The organism is Pseudoduganella rivuli (genome assembly GCF_009674485.1).
GTDB classification, from domain to species: domain Bacteria; phylum Pseudomonadota; class Gammaproteobacteria; order Burkholderiales; family Burkholderiaceae_D; genus Rugamonas; species Rugamonas rivuli_B.
In genome coordinates this window covers 102926-121664 of the sequence record NZ_WKJJ01000007.1, presented here as the reverse complement: position 1 = coordinate 121664, position 18739 = coordinate 102926, and the positions used below count along the sequence as shown (strand labels likewise).

Sequence of the window (18739 nt, the reverse complement as noted above, 5' to 3'; positions counted from 1 at the left end):
TCAGGCAGCCAGCGCGGGCGCCGCCACGTGGCCGGCAATGTAGTCGGCGTGGTCCGGCATGGCCGCGACAGTGTTCTGGATGACGTCGCGCACGCGGGCAAAATGCGCCAGCAATGGCCGCGGGTCCATCTTGTCGAGCAGCGGGTTATAGCGTTTTGGCATCACGCCCAGCCCCAGCAGGATGGCCAGGTGGGACGACACGGAAAAGCCTTTTTCGTCATAGATCGCGACCCGACCGGTTTCGCGGAACAATTCAATCTGGTGCTTGAGCGTGTCGGGGATCGCCATGTCGGCGCAATAGCGCCAGAATTCCGAGTCCGTGCGGTTGGTCAGCTTGTAGTGCAGGATGATGAAGTCGCGCACGTATTCGAAGCGTTCCGACAGCAGCCGGTTGTATTCATCGGCCAGGTGTGGACTGCAATCGCGGTCGGGGAAGTGTTCCAGCAGCCAGCTGACGGAATTTTCTATGATGTTGATGCTGGTCGATTCCAGTGGTTCCAGGAAACCGCTGGACAAGCCAATCGCCACGCAATTCTTGATCCATGACTTGCGGCGCCGGCCCGTTGTGAAACGCAGCTGGCGCGGGTCGTCCAGTGCACGGCCATCGAGGCCGTCCAGCAACACGCGCGCCGCGTCCTGGTCGCTGGTAAAACTGTTGCAATAGACGTGGCCATTGCCGGTGCGGTGTTGCAGCGGGATGCGCCAGGTCCAGCCCGCGCTTTTCGCGGTCGACGTCGTGTAAGGTGTCAGCGGCGTGGTCTTTTCGCACGGCACGGCCAGCGCGCTGTTGCACGGCAGCATGGCGCTCCAGTCGTCATAGCCGGCCTGGTAGACGCCCTCGATCAGCAAGCCCCGGAAGCCGGAACAGTCGACAAACAAGTCGCCCTCGATGCGGCGGCCGTCATCGAGTTTGACGGCGGTGATGAAGCCGGTTTCCGAATGCTGTTCCACGTCGACGATCCTGCCTTCGATCCGCGTGACGCCGCGCCGCATCGCATAGTCGCGCAGATACGCCGCATACAGGCTGGCGTCAAAGTGGTAAGCGTACGAATAGGCGTTGCAGGCGCCCGGCGCGTCGCCGAACGGCGGCGTGAATTTGTTGGCGCCGGCCATGGCGGCGGCGGTGGAAAAGGTTGCCAAAGGCGGCATGTCTTTCACGTCGCGCAGCAACCGCAGCCACGCCATGTGGGGCGCGCCGTTTTCCACCTCCGGACCATAATCGCCGAACCCGTGGAAAAAGCGGTTGCCCGTGTGGCCCCAATCCTTGAACTCGATGCCGAGCTTGAAGGTTGCCTGGGTTTTCTTCACGAAATCAGCGTCATCGATGCCGAGCGCCATGTTGTAGTGGCGCAGCGTCGGCAAGGTCGCTTCACCGACGCCGACGGTGCCGATCTCGGGCGATTCCACCAGGGTGATGTCGCAGGCGCGGGCCAGGCCCAGCGCCAGGGGCGCGGCCGTCATCCAGCCAGCCGTGCCGCCGCCGACGATGACGACTTTGCGGATAGGGTTGCTTGATTCCGCCATGTTGGGTCTCCTTGCTGCTGTCAGGTTGGTGTCAGATCTCAAAACATATACCAAACACTTCGCGCCAGGTGGCGGCACAACATTGATTGCTTTAAATCATGTATCAGGTTGGTCAATTTCGTAATGGCGCCAGTGCGGCCAATGCCGCGCATGCCACCCTCTTACAACGGGGGCGCCTCGGCAGCCGGAACCGCCAGCACCCTGACCTCGCTGAGTGCCGCCACGGCGCCTGCGGGGGATGCAAACCGCACCCGCACAAAGCGCGCCCGCAAACCCGGCGGCAGTTGCGCGGCCTGCAATTGCGCCGGCGTCAGGGGCTGCCACTGCACGCGGTCCAGCGACAACTCGACGGTATAGGCCAGCGCGGCCTGGCCAGGCTGCAGCACCGCCACGCCGTGCACCGCATAGATGTTTTCCAGGTCGATCGACCACGCCGGATGGTCGTCCGCCGCCGCCGCTTGCCAGGCCGTGTTGTCATCGCCGTCATTGGCCATCGACGCCGGACGGCCCGGCGCCGACGACGTGGCGGCGGTCGGCCGGTTGATCACGACATTGCCGGGCGCCGCGCCGGGTTCGCGCCGCGCCAGTGCCGGATACTTGACCAGCGGTCTGGCCCTGGCGAGCGGGCTCTTTCCTTCGATGTAAGGGTCCGGTCCTTCCGTGCGGATCACCAGCAGCGCGTCCTTCAGCCCCGGCGACGAGGCGCGGATGACGGATTTGCCCGCGTAATAGGAGCGGAACTCGATGGCCGCCTGGCCGTCGCGGATATCGACCGGCGTGTCGTGCCGGAACGTGATGCTGCGGCCGGTCGGGAACTCGCCAGGGCCCCGCTCGATGGTCAGCGTAACGTCCGGCGAATTGCTGAGCGCCCTGCCCTGCGCGTCGCGCACCGTCACCAGCAACTGCACGTCGTCATGGCCCTGGGTGCCATGGATGACGGTCTTGTCGGCCGTCAGCGACAGTTGCGACGCCTGGCCCGGCCCCGGCCACGCCGGGGGCGGCACCTGCCGATATTCGTTGCGGTACCAATAGTATTGGCGCTTGGGGATGCGGAAATAGTCGATCATGCCCATCTTGCCGAAATCGATGTCGGCAATCGTGCCATGGTCGAACCCCGCCCAGATCGCTTCACCGCTGCGCCACGGATAGCGCCACGGATAACGCGCCGCACTGCCCCGCTGGTCCGGCGGCTCGGTCAGGTTGCCCCAACCCGGCTCGTAGGCGCCGGGTCGCGACGCGATGGTGGAGCCGTATTCGCTGACCAGGCTGGCCAGGCCCGGATTCAGGTAGGCCGGCAGCGCGGCGCCATCGCCGTTGTAGCCCGCCAGGTCGCCCAGGCGGTCGACTTCGCCGCGCTGCACGCCGCCGGTGGCGGCCGGGCGGGTCGGATCCAGCGTGCGCATCAATGCCACCTGCCTGCGCACGAACGCGCGCACCGCGTCCATGGTTTCCGGCGCGCTGAAGAAGTATTCATTGCCGTTGCTCCACGCGATGATGCTGGGATGGTTGCGGTGGATACGGATCATTTCCGCCGTCTGTGCCAGCACGCTGTCCTCGAAGCCGGGCCGGTCGTCCGGATTCGGCGGATAGGCGCTGGCAAACCAGTTGCCCTCGCCGCCAAAACCGCCAATGCCCCAGAACGGCGCCTCGGACCAGAACAGCATGCCCAGTTCATCGGCCGCCCGGGAAAACGCGGGCGCATGCGGGTAATGCGAGCCGCGTATGAAATTGAACCCCGCGTCCCTGAGCATGCCGATGTCGCGCCGCGCGCCCGCATGGCTGACGGCATCGCCCCAGCCGGCATGGTCCTGGTGGACATTGGCGCCCACCAGGTACAGATGTTGACCGTTGAGGAAGAAGCCCCGGTCGGCAGTCCATCGGATCGAGCGGATGCCGAACGTGGTGCTGTAACGGTCGGCCACGCGGCCGTCGCGCCGCACTTCCGTCTCCAGCCGGTACAGCGCCGGATTACCCGGCGCCCACAGCGATGGCTGGCGGATCGCCGGCGGCTGCTGATCGAATACTTCGGTGGCGCCGGCACGCACGGCGCGGGTGGCTGTTTCCTGCGTGAGCAGCCGTCCCTCCGGCGTATAGATGCGCGATACCAGGGTCACGGCGTGGTCCGTACCGGCCGTGTTTTCGACTTCGGTGCGGATGCGCAGCGAGGCGCGCTCCGGGGACACCTCCGGTGTCGTGACGAAGGTGCCATACCACGCCACGTGCACCGGGTCGGTCGCGACCAGGCGCACGTCGCGGTAAATCCCGCCAGAGAAATGGTGCTCGCCGGCGCGCGGCGACAGTTGCGCATTCCATAAATTGTTGACCCGTACCGCCACCGTGTTGGACCCCGGCCGCATCTGCCGTGTGATATCGATGGCAAAGCCGGTATAGCCGCCGCGGTGCCGCCCCGCCTTCACGCCATTGACGTAAATTTCCGCATCCTGGAACACGCCATCGAATTCCAGGGTCAGGCGCTTGCCCCGCCAGGCTTGATCCATGACGACGCTCCTGCGGTACCAGCCATACCCCACGTAAAAGTTCGGGCCGAGGAAATACGGCAGGCTGAACGAATGCGGCAGGTTGACTTGCTGCCAGTCCCGGTCGGCATGATCGTCCGTCTCAGCGCCTGCCGGATCGCCCAGCGTAAAGGTCCAGGCGCGGTTCAGTTGCACAACCTGGCGCACGGGTTCCGCAGCCCGGACCGGACCGGCGGCGAACAGGAGCGCTGCATGTGCCAGGATCAGCAGGTGCACCCACAGGATTTTCGTCAATCGCATCAATGTCTCTCTTCTTATTTGCCTCGCTGATGGCAAAACGCCGGGCGCGGAAGTTTGGTATTTTACATATTTTATACATTCCCATCGCCCTGCCGGGCCTGAAAAAAAAAGGCCCGCACTCGGCGGGCCTGCAACACTACAGGAGGAAGAAGAACGTGGCGGTCAGACGCCGACCCGCGCCAACGCAAACAGCGCCAGCGTCACGACAATCGCGCCGCCGATGCGGGTGGCAATCTGTGCGAACGGCATCATTTGCATGCGGTTGGCGGCCGTCAGGATGGCGACGTCGCCGGTGCCGCCCTGCCCGCTGTGGCACGCGTTGATAATGGCGGTCTCGATCGGATACATTTTCAGCATGCGGCCCACGACAAAGCCGGTGGCCATCAGCGACGCCACCGTCGCCACGATGGTGATCAGGTTGGCGACCGTGAACGCGGCAATCAGTTTTTCCCAGGGCGTCAGCGCGGCGCCGATGGCGAACAGCAGCGGATAGGTGACGGCGGTCGAGAAGAATTTGTAGACCACATGGGATGCCTGCTGCAATTGCGGCGACACCACGCGGCACAGTTTCAGCAGCACGGCGACAAACAGCATCACCACCGGCGCCGGGAAGTCGAACAATTTATGCGACATCAGGCCCACCATGTACAGCGCGATGGCGGTCAGGCCGGCGGACGCCACCTGCGGCACGTCGACCGTGCCGGCCGGCAGTTCCACCACGCGCAACGCCTCTTCCGCGCCCGGCTGCAAGCGGCCTTCGCCGGTCAGGTGCGGGAAGCGCTTGCCGACGAAATTCAGCGCGCCGGACATCAGGATGGCGCTGAGGCTGCCCAGCATCACGGGCGGCAGCACTTCGGCAAAGATGTCGCCCTGCGCATGGCCAAGGATGGCCGCATAGCCGATCGACAGCGGAATCGCGCCCTCGCCCACGCCGCCGGCCATGATCGGCACGACAATGAAGAACAACGTATGCTGCCAGCCCAGGCCCAGCGCGGCGCCGACCGCCGTGCCCACCAGCGCGGCCACCACCGTGCCGGCCGCCAGTGGCGCGAAGATTTTCAGGAAGCCTTTCACCAGCACCGTGCGGTCCATGCTGAAAATGCTGCCGACCACGATCGACGCGATGAACAGGTACAGGAAATTACTGCTTTTGGTGAATTCCGACACGTTTTTCAGCAGCACGGGCGGAATCGCGTGCATATACACCAGGAACGATGGCACGAACGTGGCAAAGATGGCGGCGGCGCCGATATGGCGCAGCAACGGGATGCGCTTGCCGAATTCCGCGCAAGTGAAGCCGCCCACCGCCAGCACGGCGATCGACACGGAGATATCGGTCGGCACCTTGCCCTGCGCGATGAAACCGCCGATCAGGGCCGCCAGCAAGACGTAGATCGGCAACGGGATCAGGCCGATCCGCATTTCCATCAGGCGCCACGCATGCATGTGCCAGGGCGTCTTGCCGCCGCTCTGGCGGGCGCTGTCTTCGAGGACCGGTCCGGTTTTCGCTGGGGCGGGCTGGGTGTAATGGGGTTGAGTCGCGTGCATGGTGTCTCCTTCAAACTGATGGCGACACTGTACCGGGCCAGTCTTTCAATTCGCTTTCTGCGCCTACCCGGATAAAAGTTGACGGTTTTCGGTCTAACGCGAACAGATCGAACGATTTATGATGCATTTTTTTTAACCAAACGGGAATTTGCATCCTATGCGCCACTTCATCCAATTCGCCCTGCCATTCGCCGCCCTGGTCTCCGGTTCCGCCATGGCCGACACCTTCAAGCTGTCCAGCACGGACATTTCGCAAGGCAAATTCATGGGCAACACCCATGAATTCCAGGGCTTCGGCTGCGCCGGCGGCAATGCCTCGCCACAATTGTCGTGGACGGGCGCACCAGCCGGCACTGAAGCGTTTGCCGTCTTTGCCTACGATCCTGACGCGCCGACCGGCAGCGGCTGGTGGCACTGGCAAGTCGTGAACATTCCAAAAGACGTCACCACCCTGGCTGCCGGCGCCGGCGATCCGGCGAAAAACGCCACGCCTGGCGATAGCGTCAGCATCAAGAACGATTACGGTGTCGCCGGCTTCGGCGGCGCCTGCCCGCCAAAAGGCCACGGCGTGCACCGCTACCAGTTCACCGTCTACGCCTTGTCGAAGAAGCTGGAATTGCCAAAAGAAGCGTCCGGCGCGCTGGCAGGCTACATGGTGCGCGCTCATGCGCTGGCATCGAGCAGCATCGAAGCGCTGTACAAGCGCGACTGACAGCCTGCCACGGCGAGGGGCAGCCTTCCGGCTGCTTCCCGGGGCTGGTTTGACGCCGTTCCGGATGCTGGGTCTGACACCAGGCATCCGGAACGGCCCGCGCGCGGCTACAGGCCGCGCGTGCCCGCTGCGGACGGCAATGAGGCCGCCCGCGCTGTATCCACCTCCCCGCCGGGGACGGTTGAGGTAACACGCGGAAACCGCGCCAACACAGCGCGCTATTTTCTCGTACGCGATTGACCTGGACAAAGTCCCTCGTCCTCGCTTGGCAACCTGATTTTGAATAACGCACGCCGCGGCGCCGGCCAAGGGCCGGACCATGCCTGTGCGCGCAAAACATGGGAACAAAATGAATACACCGACAGAACTAAGTCGCGCCAAACCAAGGCTATTGGCGCTACACGGCAGCGGCAGCAACCGCGCCGTCACTGCAATGCAACTGGAAAACCTCGGCATTTCAGCCGCCGGGTACGACGTGATCCACGTCGAAGGCACGCTGGCCGTCAACGAACCGGGACCCGGCCTGCAAGGCCTGGTGGCCGGCCCGTGGTATTCGTGGATCCCGCGCGACGGCGCGGACGGCACCGTGGCGCCGGAGGTGTTGCGCAACGCCCTGTGCGACGCCATCCTGAAAGTCGCCACGGTACTGGAGAACGAAGGCCCGTTTGACGGCGTCTACGGTTTCAGCCAGGGCGGCGTGATCGCCACCCTGATCAACGGCCTGCCGCACGACGAAGCCCTGCAAGCGGCCTTGCGCCAGCGCGCGGGCGGCGTCATTCCATTCGTGCTGACGCATGGCGCGCCATTCGGATCCGCCGTCATCGCGTGCGCCGCCGCGCCGTTTCCCTGGACCGAACTGCGCGCGCGCGCGGGCCTCGGCCAGGCGCCGGCCATGCTCCCCGCGATCCCGACGCTGCACCTGATCGGGCGCAAGGATGGCTACAAGGCTTGGTCCGAATCGCTGGCGCTGGCGCTTCACACCACCGCGTCCGATGTGCTGTACCTGGACGACGGCCATGAAATCAACCGCCTGCACCGCGACGACGCCGCGCTGTGCGCCCGGGTGCGCGGTTGCTTCATGGGCGCCGGCGCAGTATCGGCGCCGGCATCGGCGCCGTCCGGCGCGAACCAGGCGGAGTGGATGACGTCGAGCGCGCTGAGCGCCCGTTCGGTCGCCCGCGATGTCCAGCTGACGGCCGTCAAGCTGGCCACCGGCGCCGTTCCCGACACCATCCTCGGCATGCTGGCGGCCCAGCCGGGCGACGCGCCACTGCTGCGCCATGCGCGCGAGCGCGACGCCAGCGTCGCCACCACCTATGGCCGCATGCTGGCGTTTTGCCTGCCCGGCGGCGACGGCGATTTGCGCCGCATCGGCGTGCAGGCGGGCGACGTGGTCGCCTACCTGGCCCCGGCCGGCGGCAGCGCCACCGCGGCGGCAGCCTTCCTGTCGATCGCTTCGCAAACGTGCGCCGTCCCGTTCGGCCCCGGCATGACGGAAGCCGATGCGCTGATGGCGCTGGAACAGTACCGCGTCAAGCACATGGTGCTGTTCGACGGTGTCGCCGCCCCCGGCGTGAAAGCCGCGTTTGAAGCGTATGCGCAGCAAGGCCATGCCCACCTGCACTATGCGGCCACCAATGGCGCGGCCACGCCCGGCCTGTTCCGCTATTTGAACCCCGTGACGGGATTCCAGCACCAGCCGGCGCTGGCCAACCCGGCGCACGCCACCTGCCTGCTGCTGCGCACGTCCGGCACCACGTCGAAACCCAAGGTCGTGCCGCAACGCCAGCGCGACCTGGTCTTGAACGCGGCCATCCTGGCCGACGGCATCGGCATCGACGCCAGCGACGTCACGTACAGCGTGATGCCGCTCGACCATATCGGCGGGCTCAGCGCGTCGCTGCTGTGCAGTATCGCCGTGGGCGCCTCCGTCACGTGCGAAGGGCTGTATAACCCGCAAGCCATGGTCGAAGCGCTGTCGGAATCCAATCCGCGTCCCACCTGGTATTCCGCCGTCCCGACCATCCACAACGCCACCGTACGCTACCTGCGCGACCAGGCCGGCGACAGTCTGGAAGCCAACGGCCGCTGGCGCGATCACGGCTTGCGCATGATCCGTTCCGGCGCTGCGGCGCTGAAGGAAGCGGACAGGCAAGTGCTGGAAACCACCTATGGCTGCGAAGTGGTGGCGACCTATAGCATGTCCGAACTGATGCCGATTGCCCAGCCACCGAAAAGCGGTGCCAGCTGGCACCAATTGCCCGGCGCCGTGGGCGTGCCGGTGACCGCATCGATGGCCGTGGTCGACCCGGTGACGCTGCGTCCGCTGCCGTATGGCACGGCGGGCGACGTGGCCATTTCCGGTCCGACGCTGTTTGACGGCTACCGCGACAATCCCGCCGCCAACGACCAGTCCCGATTCCTGCTGCGCACCCACCATGACGGCAAGCTCGATTCCTGGTTCCTGACAGGCGACCTGGGCGAACTGGCGCCGGACGGCACGCTGACCCTGCGCGGCCGCCTGAAGGAACTCATCAAGAAAGGCGGCGAACAGATCGCGCCGGCCGAAGTGGAAGACATCCTGACACAGCACCCGTGGATCAACACGGCGGTGTGCTTCCCGGTGCCGTCCGACACGTACGGCGAAGAAGTGGGCTGCGCACTGGTGCTGGAGACCGAATTCGCCAGCCGCGTCACGCAGCAGGAAGCGCTGCGGGAAATCCGGGAATTGCTGCGCCTGAAAGGGTTGGCAGCCTACAAATTCCCCACCTTCGTGAAACTGGTGACGGACGACGAATTGCCGAAGACGGCCAGCCGTAAATACATCCGCAACGGCCTGGCCGACGTGCTGCAAGTGGGCGCCCGCCCCGCAGCCAAGCCGACCGTGACCACGGTGGACTTCCACAACAAACCGGCAAAAAAACCGGCAAAAGCAGGCACTGCCCCGGCCGCCGCAGCAACGGCAGCGGCGCCAGCCCGGCACGATGCACCCAAAGTCGACTGGTCGACGCTGGCAGGCTTGCGCTTCATCCTCGCCTGCTACGTGATGTTCATGCACTTCGGTTCCACCGAATCGTGGGGCGCGGTGTCGAACTTGCGCCAGTTCCCGTGGCACGTGCACGCGTTCTTCGCGGTGGCCGGCTTCTCGCTGGTGATTTTCATGCCGCCCGTGATCACCCGCAAGCTGTCGTACATCACCGGCCGCATCGCCGGCATGTATCCGCTGTACGCGGTGGCGCTGCTGTTCGGACTGGCCAACTTGCTGGTCGATTGCCAGCCGTCGACCTTCTCCGCCGTGTTCCACTGGAATGGACAGCCCGGCGACGCCAGCCATGCCTTCTGCGAAGGCACGCCGCTGGTGCAGGATTCGTGGCTGGCCAACGTGCTGCTGACGGTAGGCATTCATGCGGCCGGATTGCAGGCGTCGCCGTTGTGGGGCGCGTCGTGGTTCATGGGCTTTTACCTGTGGTTCATCTCGGTCTACTTCCAGTGCCTGGTGGTGTTTCCGTTCCTGTACAACGCGCTGTATAAAGCGCGCGGCAACACCAAACGTTTGCTGATGCTGACGTTGGCCGGCCTGGCCGTCAACGCGGTGATCCTGATGGGCTTCTGGTATGGCTACGCGGTGGACGCCACCGGCTTCGTCTCGTTCGACCCGGCCACCGGCCATGCGCTGCCGGTCTCCGCCTCCCAGCTGGCGGCCGCCGGCAAGGACAATGCCGTGATCCTCGGCTTCTACCTGTTCGCGCCCTTCTGGATGGTGTATTTCGTGGCAGGCATGTGCGCCGCGTTCCTGTACGACGCCGTGCGTCCGGCCGAGCAGCGCCGCGCCCATATCTGGGGCTACATCGCCGACGCCATCACCCTGCTGATCATTGCCCTGAGCGTGGCGCAAGTGGCGCAAGGCTATATTGCGCACGGCGATACCACCAGCACGTGGTTCATGCGCCCGGAAGCGGCCAACTCGCATGCGGATGCGGCTGCCGTGAACCGGATCTGGGACGACATCTATTCGCGCATGTTCGCCCCGGTGACCCTGCTGTGGGTATTCGCCCTCAGTACCGGCCGCGGCGTCACGGCGCGCCTGCTGCGCTTTACCCCGCTGTCGCAGACGATCGCGCCGGCCGCCTATGGCTGCTTCCTGTTCCAGCAAATGGTGGGCCAGTGGTACTACGCCCTCACCCGCCACGGCACGTGGTGGGACTGGTGGAGCTACCGCAAGGGCTTCTACTGGTTCAGCCCGCAGCCGGTGCCGGTCGAATGGTATGAGTATTTCTACCTGGTGGGCCTGACCGTGTTGTTCACCAAGATGGTGGAACCGCTCGATCCGGCGATCCGGCGCGGCTACGCCACCCTGGTGAATTACCTGAAGGGAGGCAAGCAGCAGCAAGCCGTGCAAGCGAAGGACTCGCTGGGCGAAATCCTGCAAACCGTGCTGCGCATGACGGGCATGGAAGCGGAGCCGGAGTGGAGCCTGGTCGATTGCGGCCTGGCGTCGCTGGGCGTGGTGCAGTTCACGCACGCACTGGAGACCGCGTTTTCCACACCGGAGCGCAAGGTCAGCCTGCCCGTTGCCGACATCATGGCGGCGGTGGACATCCGCGCCATTGCCCGCATCGTGGACGCGGCGCGGCAGGAAGTGCAGGCCGACGTCGGCATGCTGCAAGCCGCATAACGGCTTGGGCCAACGGACTGCCGGCATCCCACACGGATATCGGTGGTCTGTATTTACATAGGGAAACTTGGTAAAATGACATTTATATTTGACATCATTGTCTCCATTGTTTTTTAACGAGGTGCCCTATGGCTGCTGATCAGCGCATGCACGACTATCTGCAAGAGTTAACGGAGTCGGCAAAGAAAACACGGCAAGTGGATAAACCCTTGCCGTTTTCCCTGTATTCATCCATTACCGAGCAGCACATCCTGAATGCGCCCATCATGAAACCGTTGCTGATCTGCGTACTGGCAGGGGTCAAGCAATTGGGCAAGGATAGTGAAATCGTGTGTCCGGCGGGCGGCTTTGTGTTTTTATCCAACAGTCCCACCATTGACATGCGCAATATTCCCGTCAATGAGGAATATCTTGCCGTGCTGATTGATTTCGAATACAGCGATTTCAATCAATTCAAGCGCACGACAAACCAGAGTAAGAAATACTTTCAGGGCAACCTGGATTATATGCTGGCGAAAACGCTGCAACAGTATATGGAATGGTCGACGTATTCGCACCCGGCGGCCTGGCATTTCCGCAAGAAGGAATTATTGCAAATAATTTATCAATGCGGTTATGACGATGTGGGTGTCATTGCCGAGCATCCCAGCCTCAGCCACCAATTACAGGATTTGATCAGCGAAGATATTTCAGGTGACTGGAGTGTCGACCGCGTGACCGCCAAAGTCGCGCTGAGCGAATCCACACTGCGGCGAAAACTCAAGGCCGAAGGCACCGATATTCACGCGATTATCAACCGCACCCGGCTGGGCCATGCCCTGCATCTGGTGCAAACCACGATGGACCCGATCGGCCGTATTGCCGAACGTTGCGGCTATTCGTCGCAATCCCGGTTCACCGATAAATTCAAGCAATTGTTTGGCATTACGCCTAGCGAATTGAGAAAAACCCGTACCAATAGAGATGAAACTTGATCCCTTATCGCTGCAATTATTCGTCAGTGTGATCGAAGACGGGACGATTGCCGGCGCCGCCGCGCGCCATCACATTGCCGCGCCCGCCGTCAGCAAGCGCATCAGCGAGCTGGAATCCCGGCTCAGCACGCAGTTGCTGATCCGCAGTAACAAGGGCATCAAGGCCACGGCTGCCGGCTTTGCGCTGATCAACATGGCCCGCAGCGTCCTGCATGAACTCGACAACATCGTGCTGCAAATGCAAGACTTCGCCGCCGGCACCCGCGGCTCGGTGCGGGTGCTGGCCAATGTCTCCGTCATGACGCAATTCATGCCGCAGGCATTGAAATCGTTCATGGATAAATATCCGCTGGTGCAAGTGAACCTGGAAGAAAAAGTCAGCACCGCGATCATCCGCGGCGTGGCGGAAAACCAGGCCGACATCGGCATTTTCACGGATGTCCCGCACAGTAATGACCTGGAGATTTTCCCTTACCGCACCGATGAACTGGTATTGATCGTACCGGAAGACCATGCGCTGGCGGGCCGCCAGTCTGTCTCGTTCGAGGAAACGCTGGATTACGATTATGTCGGATTACATGTCGGCAGCAGCCTGCATTATCAAATGGCGGAAGCCGCCAGTAAATTGGGGCGCACGCTGAAATTATGTATCCAGGTATTGGGTTATGACGCGCAATGTTTAATGGTGGAAGCCGGCGTGGGCATCGGCATTTTGCCGAAAGCCAGCCTGCGTGCATATAGCGGCCTGGCGCTGCAAAGTATCGAGCTGGACGACGCGTGGGCGCGTCGCCGCCTTCACATGTGTGTCCGTTCTTATGACGGCTTATCGGTGGCGGCCAAACTCTTGTTCGAGCATTTGCAGAACAAGAATAATTAGCCACGCTCACTGCCATCGCAATTCGCGATGCCACGCACGCGAATGAATTCTTTACGGATATTTCATCTTCTTTCATCATCCCATTCATAAAAATAATATTTTCTTGATTATCCACTGGAGATGAATATGCAACATGCACATATCAGCATGGCGGGCGCAGCATCGCCGCCATCGGTTCAACGGCAATACCTGACCTTGACGGGCTCGTGGATGGCCTGGCTGTTCGACGCCATGGATGCGGGCGTTTTTGGTTTCGTCATGCTCGCCATTGCCGGCAGCTTTGCCGTCACGATGGGCGACGTGGTGTCGACTGTCGCGTGGTTCCTGTTGGCCACCGGCCTGGGCGGCTATGCGCTGGGCAATATCTCCGACAAGATCGGCCGCAAGAAAACCATTTTGCTGTCGATCCTGGCCTATGGCACCGGCACTTTGTTGTGCGGTTACGCCCACAGCCTGGCTGAACTCAATATTTACCGCTTCATCGTCGGTTTTGCCGTGGGCGGCCTGTGGTCCGCCGCAGCCGCGCTGGTCAGTGAAGTGTGGCGCCCGGAAGGCCGCGCCAAGGCGATTGCCTTCATGCAGACCGGCTGGTCCGGCGGCAACCTGCTGGCCGCGCTGCTGGCCTGGAACCTGCTCGATCCCGCCAATCCGGAGGCATGGCGCACGCTGTTCATTGTCGCCAGTATCCCGGCCTACCTGACGCTGGTCTTTGTGATGGTGTTCGTGGAAGAATCGCCGGTGTGGCTGGCCAACCGCGGCTACATGCTGCGCAACGGCGGCAAGAGCAGCCCGTTTGAAATCTTCCGCCCGCAACATTTGCGCTCCGTGCTGCTGGCCCTGACGATTTCCATGCTGGGCATGCTGGGCTACTGGATCATCCTGACCTTCACGCCGGCCTTCCTGCAAAACATCCTGAAAGTGCGCATCGACCAGGCCCCGGTATTCCTGGTGTGGAACGCGGTGGGCGCCATTGCCGGCTACATCGGCTATGGCTTCCTGGCTGAAAAGATCGGCCGCCGCTCCGCGTTTGCCGTGTTTTTCCTGGGCATGGCCTTCATGGTGCCGGTCTTCACCTTCAGCGCCAGCGCCATGCCGCTGACCGACGGCAAGCTGGCGTTCACCATGCAAAACATCGTGACCCTGGGCGTCCTGTCGTCGCTGCTGGGCTTCTTCACCGGTTACTTCAGCGGCTTCGGCGCCTGGTATTCGGAACTGTTCCCCACCAGCATCCGCTCGACCGCGTCCGGCTTCTGCTTCAACTTCGGCCGCGTCGGCGCGATTGCCGGCATCAAGCTGGTGCCGGTGCTGATTCCCGTCATCGGCTTCGCGACCACCATCGCGCTGGCTTCGTTTTCCTACCTGCTGGCGGCCCTGATGGTGTTCGCCCTGCGTGAAACCAAAGGCGCCGTGCTCACCAGCGGCAATTAAACCCAGAGAGTCTTACCATGCGTACTTACCGTATCGGCCAGATCGTGCCCAGCTCGAACACCACGATGGAAACCGAAATCCCTGCCATGCTGCAGGCCCGCTACCGGCAATTCCCGGACGAGCGCTTCACCTTCCATTCGGCCCGCATGCGCATGAAGCATGTGACGCCGGAAGAATTGAAGAAAATGGACGTCGACAGCGACCGCTGCGCGCTGGAACTGAGCGACGCCCGCTGCGACGTGCTGGGCTACGCCTGCCTGGTCGCCATCATGAGCCAGGGTCCCGGCTATCACCTGGAATCGCAGCAGCGGCTGGCGAAAACCATCGCGGCCAACGATGCGCCGGCCCCCGTGGTCAGTTCGGCCGGCGCGCTGGTCGACGTCCTGAACGAATTGCGCTTCGCGAAAGTCGCCGTCATCACGCCGTACATGAAACCATTGACCAAACTGGTGGTCGACTATATCGAGGATGCCGGCATCAAGGTCACCGACGCCATCAGCCTGGAAGTATCCAACAACCTGGCGGTCGGCAAACTCAATCCCATGGATTTGCTGGAGCACGTGCAGCGCCTGGACCACGCCAACGCGGATGCCGTGGTGCTGTCGGCTTGTGTGCAAATGCCATCGCTGCCGGCGATTCAACTGGTGGAAGACCGCATCGGCAAGCCGGTGCTGTCGGCGGCGGTCGCCACCGTGTATCAAATGCTGAAGAAGCTGGACTTGAAACCGGTGGTGCCGGATGCCGGTTATGTCCTGTCCGGAAAGTTTTAATGTAATGCAGTCCCATCAACACTCAACAAAAGGAATATCCATGCAACTGACCAGCCAAAGCTTTACCGAAGGCTCCATGATTCCAGGCGAATTCGCCTTTGCCGTGGTGCACCCTGCCAACCACATCGCGCTGTCCGGCAACCGCAACCCGCACCTGGCCTGGACCGACGCCCCGGCTGGCACCCAGTCGTTTGCCCTGATTTGCCATGACCCTGACGTGCCGAGCAGCGGCGAAGACGTCAACCAGGAAGGCAAAGAAGTCCCTGCCTCGCTGCCGCGCGTGGACTTCTTCCACTGGGTGCTGCTGGACATCCCGGCCGGCACGCGTGAAATCGCCGCCGGTGAACACAGCAAAGGCGTCACGCCGGGCGGCAAGGCCGGTCCCGCGGCCGCCAACGGCACGCGCCACGGCATCAATGACTACACCGGCTGGTTTGCCGCCGACGAGCAAATGAAAGGCAATTACTTCGGCTACGATGGCCCATGCCCACCGTGGAACGACACGCTGGTGCACCACTACACGTTCACCGTGTATGCGCTGGACGTGGCGCACCTGGCCGTCGATGGTCCGCTGACGGGCGCCAACGTGCGCGCCGCGCTGGCCGGCCACGTGCTGGCCGAAGCCAGCATCACCGGCATCTATACGCTGAACCCGAACCTGCGTTAATCCCCCCTGGCGAGCGGGCTGTCCAGTATAGGCGGCATATGGCGTAACCGATCAGGCGGGCCGGATTCTCCCGATAGAATTTCCGGCCCGCCCATCCTTGTTATCCGCCATGCCGAACCCTGTACAACCAATCGCCAATGAATTCGACAGCTACCTGCAAGACCGTGCGCAGCGGCAGGGCTATCAGGTCCGGTGGCTGTTCACCGACAATGCCTGGCCGCTGCCCGGTTCCGCCCGGGTTGCCCTGGTCGAATTTGCCGCGTCGCTGACGGACATGGCGCCGCGGCGGGATGTCACCGCGCCCGGCGCCATGCGCGACTTGCACGACCGGGGCCATTTCATCGCGTGGGCCGGCGAAGCGGGCGCGCTGGTGCAGGTGAATGTCCACCGCCATGAACTGGGCGGTGATGGTGATCTTGCTGCAGGCCGCATCGGCGTGCGCACCTTCGCGGAAGAATTTTTCACTCAGGCGCAGGCCCGCTCGCTGTCGCTGACTGAAAGTCTTGCTTACCTGGACTGGCTTACCGGGGACGCCGCGCCGTCCATGGTGGAACTTGCCATCCGCCTGCCCGAATCGCGGGAACTGTTGCTGGTGCGGGCGCCATCGCTGCAGGCTGCGGCAGCCTGGCTGCGGCGGCACGCCTGAATCACGCCCGCGTTTTCCCTTTCAACACCGCTTCACCTTCATGCACGGTGAACGGTTGCTGCGGATTGGCCCAGCCCGGTGTCGGCTGCCGGCGTGGCCGGTTCAATTCTCCCGCCGTTTCCAGCGCGGCATAGGCGGCCGAGCAGATGTGCGAATGAATCCGCTTCAAGTCACGCAGGATGTCGATGTGCAGCGTGCTGGTTTCCATGCTGTCGATGCGCCCTTCCTTCAACCGCGCGATGTGGTTTTCGGCGGCGGCAAATTCCATTTCGCGGATGCGGGCTTTTTCCTGCAGCAGGTGGCGCGCCGACTTGACGTCGCCGGACAGGAAAATCGTCATCGCCAGCCGCAGGTTGTCCCGCACCACGCGGTGGAATTCCTGCAGTTCGCGCGCGCCTTCCGCGGAAAAATGCAGCTGGCGCTTGATTTTCTTGCTGGCCAGCTCCATCAGGTTCTTGTCGATGATGTCGCCGATATGCTCGAGGTTGATCGCCAGGCTCAGCACTTCCAGCGCGCGCCGCGCTTCCGCTTCATCCAGCGGCCCGTGCGTGACATTGATGACGTACAGCTTGACGGCTTCATGCAGGCCGTCCACCGCGTTATCCTTTTGGCTGACTTCCGTCACCAGTTTCCGGTCATTGGTGACAATCGCCGTCATGGCCTGTTCCAGCATGGAGTCGACGATGTCGCCCATGCGCAGCGTTTCCCGCGCGGCGCAGGCCAGCGCCACGGACGGCGTATCGTTGACGCTCTCGCCCAGGTATAGCGGCACGGACAGGTCGCTGCTGCTTTTCACATCGGGCAGCATCCGTTCAAGCAGCCGGGCAAACCGCGCCAGCGGCAGGATGAACAGCAAGGCCATGACGATATTGAACAGCGCATGAAAATCCGCCGCCAGCCGCACGGGATTCGGATCGATGGACTGGATCAGGCGGGCAGTCGGGTCCAGCAGTGGCAGGAACAGGATGCAGCCGACGATGCGGTTGATCAGGTTGCCGACCGGCAGGCGCCGGTGGGCGGGATTCAGGCTGCCCGTCTCCATCAGCGGATTGAGCGCGCTCCCCAGATTGGCGCCCAGCACCAGCGCCAGCACCGCCACCGGCGTCAGGAAATTCGCCGCGCCCAGCGACATCGTCAGCAGGATGGTGGCGACGCTGGAATGGGCGGCCCACGCCATCACGGTGCCGATCAGCAGCGCCAGCACGGGTTCCCCCGTCACGGCGGCAAACAACTGGCGCGCGACGGGCGCATGCTCGGCGGGCGCCAGGCTGTCGAGCAGCAAATGCAGCGACAGCAGCATCAGGCCCAGGCCGACCGCGACCCGTCCCACGTCCTTGACGATGGTGCGCGTGCCCCGTTTAAAGGCGGCGACGCCGAAAATCAGCAGCACCGGTGCAAAAGCCGAGGAATCGAACGACAGCAGCTGGACGATCAACGTGGTGCCGACATTCGCCCCCAGCAGCACGGCCAGCGCCGGGACCAGCCCCACGAGGCCGGAGGCGGTGAATGAGCTCAGCATCAGCGCCGTGGCGGTACTGCTTTGCAAAATCGCCGTCACGCCCACACCGGCGGCAAACGCCCGGTAACGGTTTTGCAAAATCAGGCTGAGAAATCGCCGGATCCGGCTCCCAAACGCGCGCACGATGCCGCTGTGTACCATGTGCAGTCCCCACAGCAACAGCGCAACGCCCCCCAGCAAGTCCAACAGCACCTTGACACCCATCGCAGCCCCCTTCTGCCGCCGATTGCAATCCCGGCCGGCATCGTGCAACCGCCGCCCCGACGCTACGGGGCAGCCAGTGTTTCCATACTAACACTGATGAGCGGGACCTCCGCGCCACACGATTGGCCGGCCGCACAAGGCGTTGCGGTTTGGCGCCGGCACAACAGCCAAGCTATCAATGTTGCTCTGGTGATTATGTTGCGAACATGGCATAATGTCGCGCTCACGCAGCTCCGATGGTGAAATTGGTAGACACTGCAGACTTAAAATCTGCCGCCGCAAGGCGTGCCGGTTCGATTCCGGCTCGGAGCACCAGAACACCCGCTCATAACTGGCTAGTTTTAGTGATATATTTAGTAAATTCAACAACTTACGTTGTCTTATAACGCTTAGCCTGATTTGCATTTGGCGATGTTTG

General features: G+C 63.0%; 12 protein-coding genes and 1 tRNA gene. 9 read left to right on the top strand and 4 right to left on the bottom strand.

Annotation, left to right across the window (positions count from 1 at the left end; translation table 11 throughout):
• The 3 genes from GJ700_RS12850 to GJ700_RS12840 all read right to left on the bottom strand — a co-directional run bounded on the left by GJ700_RS12850 (position 1) and on the right by GJ700_RS12840 (position 5747).
• The gene (locus tag GJ700_RS12850) at positions 1–1524 is read right to left on the bottom strand and encodes a tryptophan halogenase family protein (protein WP_154374321.1); all 1524 of its coding nucleotides are present in this window, start codon (positions 1522–1524) and stop codon (positions 1–3) included.
• 161 nt (positions 1525–1685) lie between these two features.
• The gene (locus GJ700_RS12845) at positions 1686–4301 is read right to left on the bottom strand and encodes a glycoside hydrolase family 2 protein (protein WP_154374319.1); all 2616 of its coding nucleotides are present in this window, start codon (positions 4299–4301) and stop codon (positions 1686–1688) included.
• Positions 4302–4463: 162 nt separating this feature from the next.
• Positions 4464–5747 (bottom strand): 2-hydroxycarboxylate transporter family protein, encoded by a 1284-nt coding sequence (locus GJ700_RS12840; RefSeq protein WP_371867944.1) that lies wholly within the window; start codon positions 5745–5747, stop codon positions 4464–4466.
• A gap of 259 nt (positions 5748–6006) precedes the next feature.
• Between GJ700_RS12840 and GJ700_RS12835 the strand changes: the two genes are divergently transcribed.
• The 8 genes from GJ700_RS12835 to GJ700_RS12800 all read left to right on the top strand — a co-directional run bounded on the left by GJ700_RS12835 (position 6007) and on the right by GJ700_RS12800 (position 16598).
• Complete coding sequence (locus GJ700_RS12835; RefSeq protein ID WP_229506965.1) at positions 6007–6561, top strand: YbhB/YbcL family Raf kinase inhibitor-like protein; 555 nt, start codon at positions 6007–6009, stop codon at positions 6559–6561.
• A 349-nt stretch (positions 6562–6910) separates the two neighbouring features.
• Positions 6911–11236: an AMP-binding protein gene (locus tag GJ700_RS12830; protein ID WP_154374318.1), complete on the top strand. Its 4326-nt coding sequence runs from the start codon at positions 6911–6913 to the stop codon at positions 11234–11236.
• A gap of 128 nt (positions 11237–11364) precedes the next feature.
• Positions 11365–12210 (top strand): helix-turn-helix transcriptional regulator, encoded by an 846-nt coding sequence (locus tag GJ700_RS12825; RefSeq protein ID WP_229506964.1) that lies wholly within the window; start codon positions 11365–11367, stop codon positions 12208–12210.
• Positions 12200–13087, top strand: coding sequence for a LysR substrate-binding domain-containing protein (locus GJ700_RS12820; RefSeq protein WP_154374316.1), 888 nt, complete (start codon positions 12200–12202; stop codon positions 13085–13087). The genes GJ700_RS12825 and GJ700_RS12820 overlap by 11 nt, the downstream gene beginning before the upstream one ends.
• Before the next feature lie 126 nt (positions 13088–13213).
• Positions 13214–14515: an MFS transporter gene (locus tag GJ700_RS12815; RefSeq protein WP_195763881.1), complete on the top strand. Its 1302-nt coding sequence runs from the start codon at positions 13214–13216 to the stop codon at positions 14513–14515.
• A 17-nt stretch (positions 14516–14532) separates the two neighbouring features.
• A complete protein-coding gene (locus GJ700_RS12810) occupies positions 14533–15285 on the top strand; it encodes a maleate cis-trans isomerase family protein (protein ID WP_154374314.1) in 753 nt (250 codons plus the stop codon).
• Positions 15286–15325: 40 nt separating this feature from the next.
• Entirely contained in the window at positions 15326–15952 is a 627-nt protein-coding gene (locus GJ700_RS12805) for a YbhB/YbcL family Raf kinase inhibitor-like protein (RefSeq protein WP_154374312.1), read from the top strand.
• Positions 15953–16061: 109 nt separating this feature from the next.
• A complete protein-coding gene (locus GJ700_RS12800) occupies positions 16062–16598 on the top strand; it encodes a hypothetical protein (RefSeq protein ID WP_154374310.1) in 537 nt (178 codons plus the stop codon).
• A 1-nt stretch (position 16599) separates the two neighbouring features.
• Here the strand turns inward: GJ700_RS12800 and GJ700_RS12795 are convergent, their stop codons facing one another.
• On the bottom strand, positions 16600–18321 hold the full coding sequence (locus GJ700_RS12795) for a Na/Pi cotransporter family protein (RefSeq protein WP_154374308.1): 1722 nt from the start codon (positions 18319–18321) through the stop codon (positions 16600–16602).
• 230 nt (positions 18322–18551) lie between these two features.
• Here GJ700_RS12795 and GJ700_RS12790 point away from each other — a divergent pair.
• Positions 18552–18636: transfer RNA gene (locus GJ700_RS12790), tRNA-Leu, on the top strand.
• The last annotated feature ends 103 nt before the right edge of the window (positions 18637–18739 follow it).

Excerpts from the sequence above, each read along its gene's own strand:
- GJ700_RS12820 (WP_154374316.1), top strand. The coding sequence starts at position 12,200 with ATGAAACTTGATCCCTTATCGCTGCAATTATTCGTCAGTGTGATCGAA.
- GJ700_RS12825 (WP_229506964.1), top strand. The coding sequence starts at position 11,365 with ATGGCTGCTGATCAGCGCATGCACGACTATCTGCAAGAGTTAACGGAG.
- GJ700_RS12805 (WP_154374312.1), top strand. The coding sequence starts at position 15,326 with ATGCAACTGACCAGCCAAAGCTTTACCGAAGGCTCCATGATTCCAGGC.
- GJ700_RS12850 (WP_154374321.1), bottom strand. The coding sequence starts at position 1,524 with ATGGCGGAATCAAGCAACCCTATCCGCAAAGTCGTCATCGTCGGCGGC.
- GJ700_RS12810 (WP_154374314.1), top strand. The coding sequence starts at position 14,533 with ATGCGTACTTACCGTATCGGCCAGATCGTGCCCAGCTCGAACACCACG.
- GJ700_RS12815 (WP_195763881.1), top strand. The coding sequence starts at position 13,214 with ATGCAACATGCACATATCAGCATGGCGGGCGCAGCATCGCCGCCATCG.
- GJ700_RS12830 (WP_154374318.1), top strand. The coding sequence starts at position 6,911 with ATGAATACACCGACAGAACTAAGTCGCGCCAAACCAAGGCTATTGGCG.
- GJ700_RS12800 (WP_154374310.1), top strand. The coding sequence starts at position 16,062 with ATGCCGAACCCTGTACAACCAATCGCCAATGAATTCGACAGCTACCTG.
- GJ700_RS12795 (WP_154374308.1), bottom strand. The coding sequence starts at position 18,321 with ATGGGTGTCAAGGTGCTGTTGGACTTGCTGGGGGGCGTTGCGCTGTTG.
- GJ700_RS12835 (WP_229506965.1), top strand. The coding sequence starts at position 6,007 with ATGCGCCACTTCATCCAATTCGCCCTGCCATTCGCCGCCCTGGTCTCC.
- GJ700_RS12840 (WP_371867944.1), bottom strand. The coding sequence starts at position 5,747 with ATGCATGCGTGGCGCCTGATGGAAATGCGGATCGGCCTGATCCCGTTG.
- GJ700_RS12845 (WP_154374319.1), bottom strand. The coding sequence starts at position 4,301 with ATGCGATTGACGAAAATCCTGTGGGTGCACCTGCTGATCCTGGCACAT.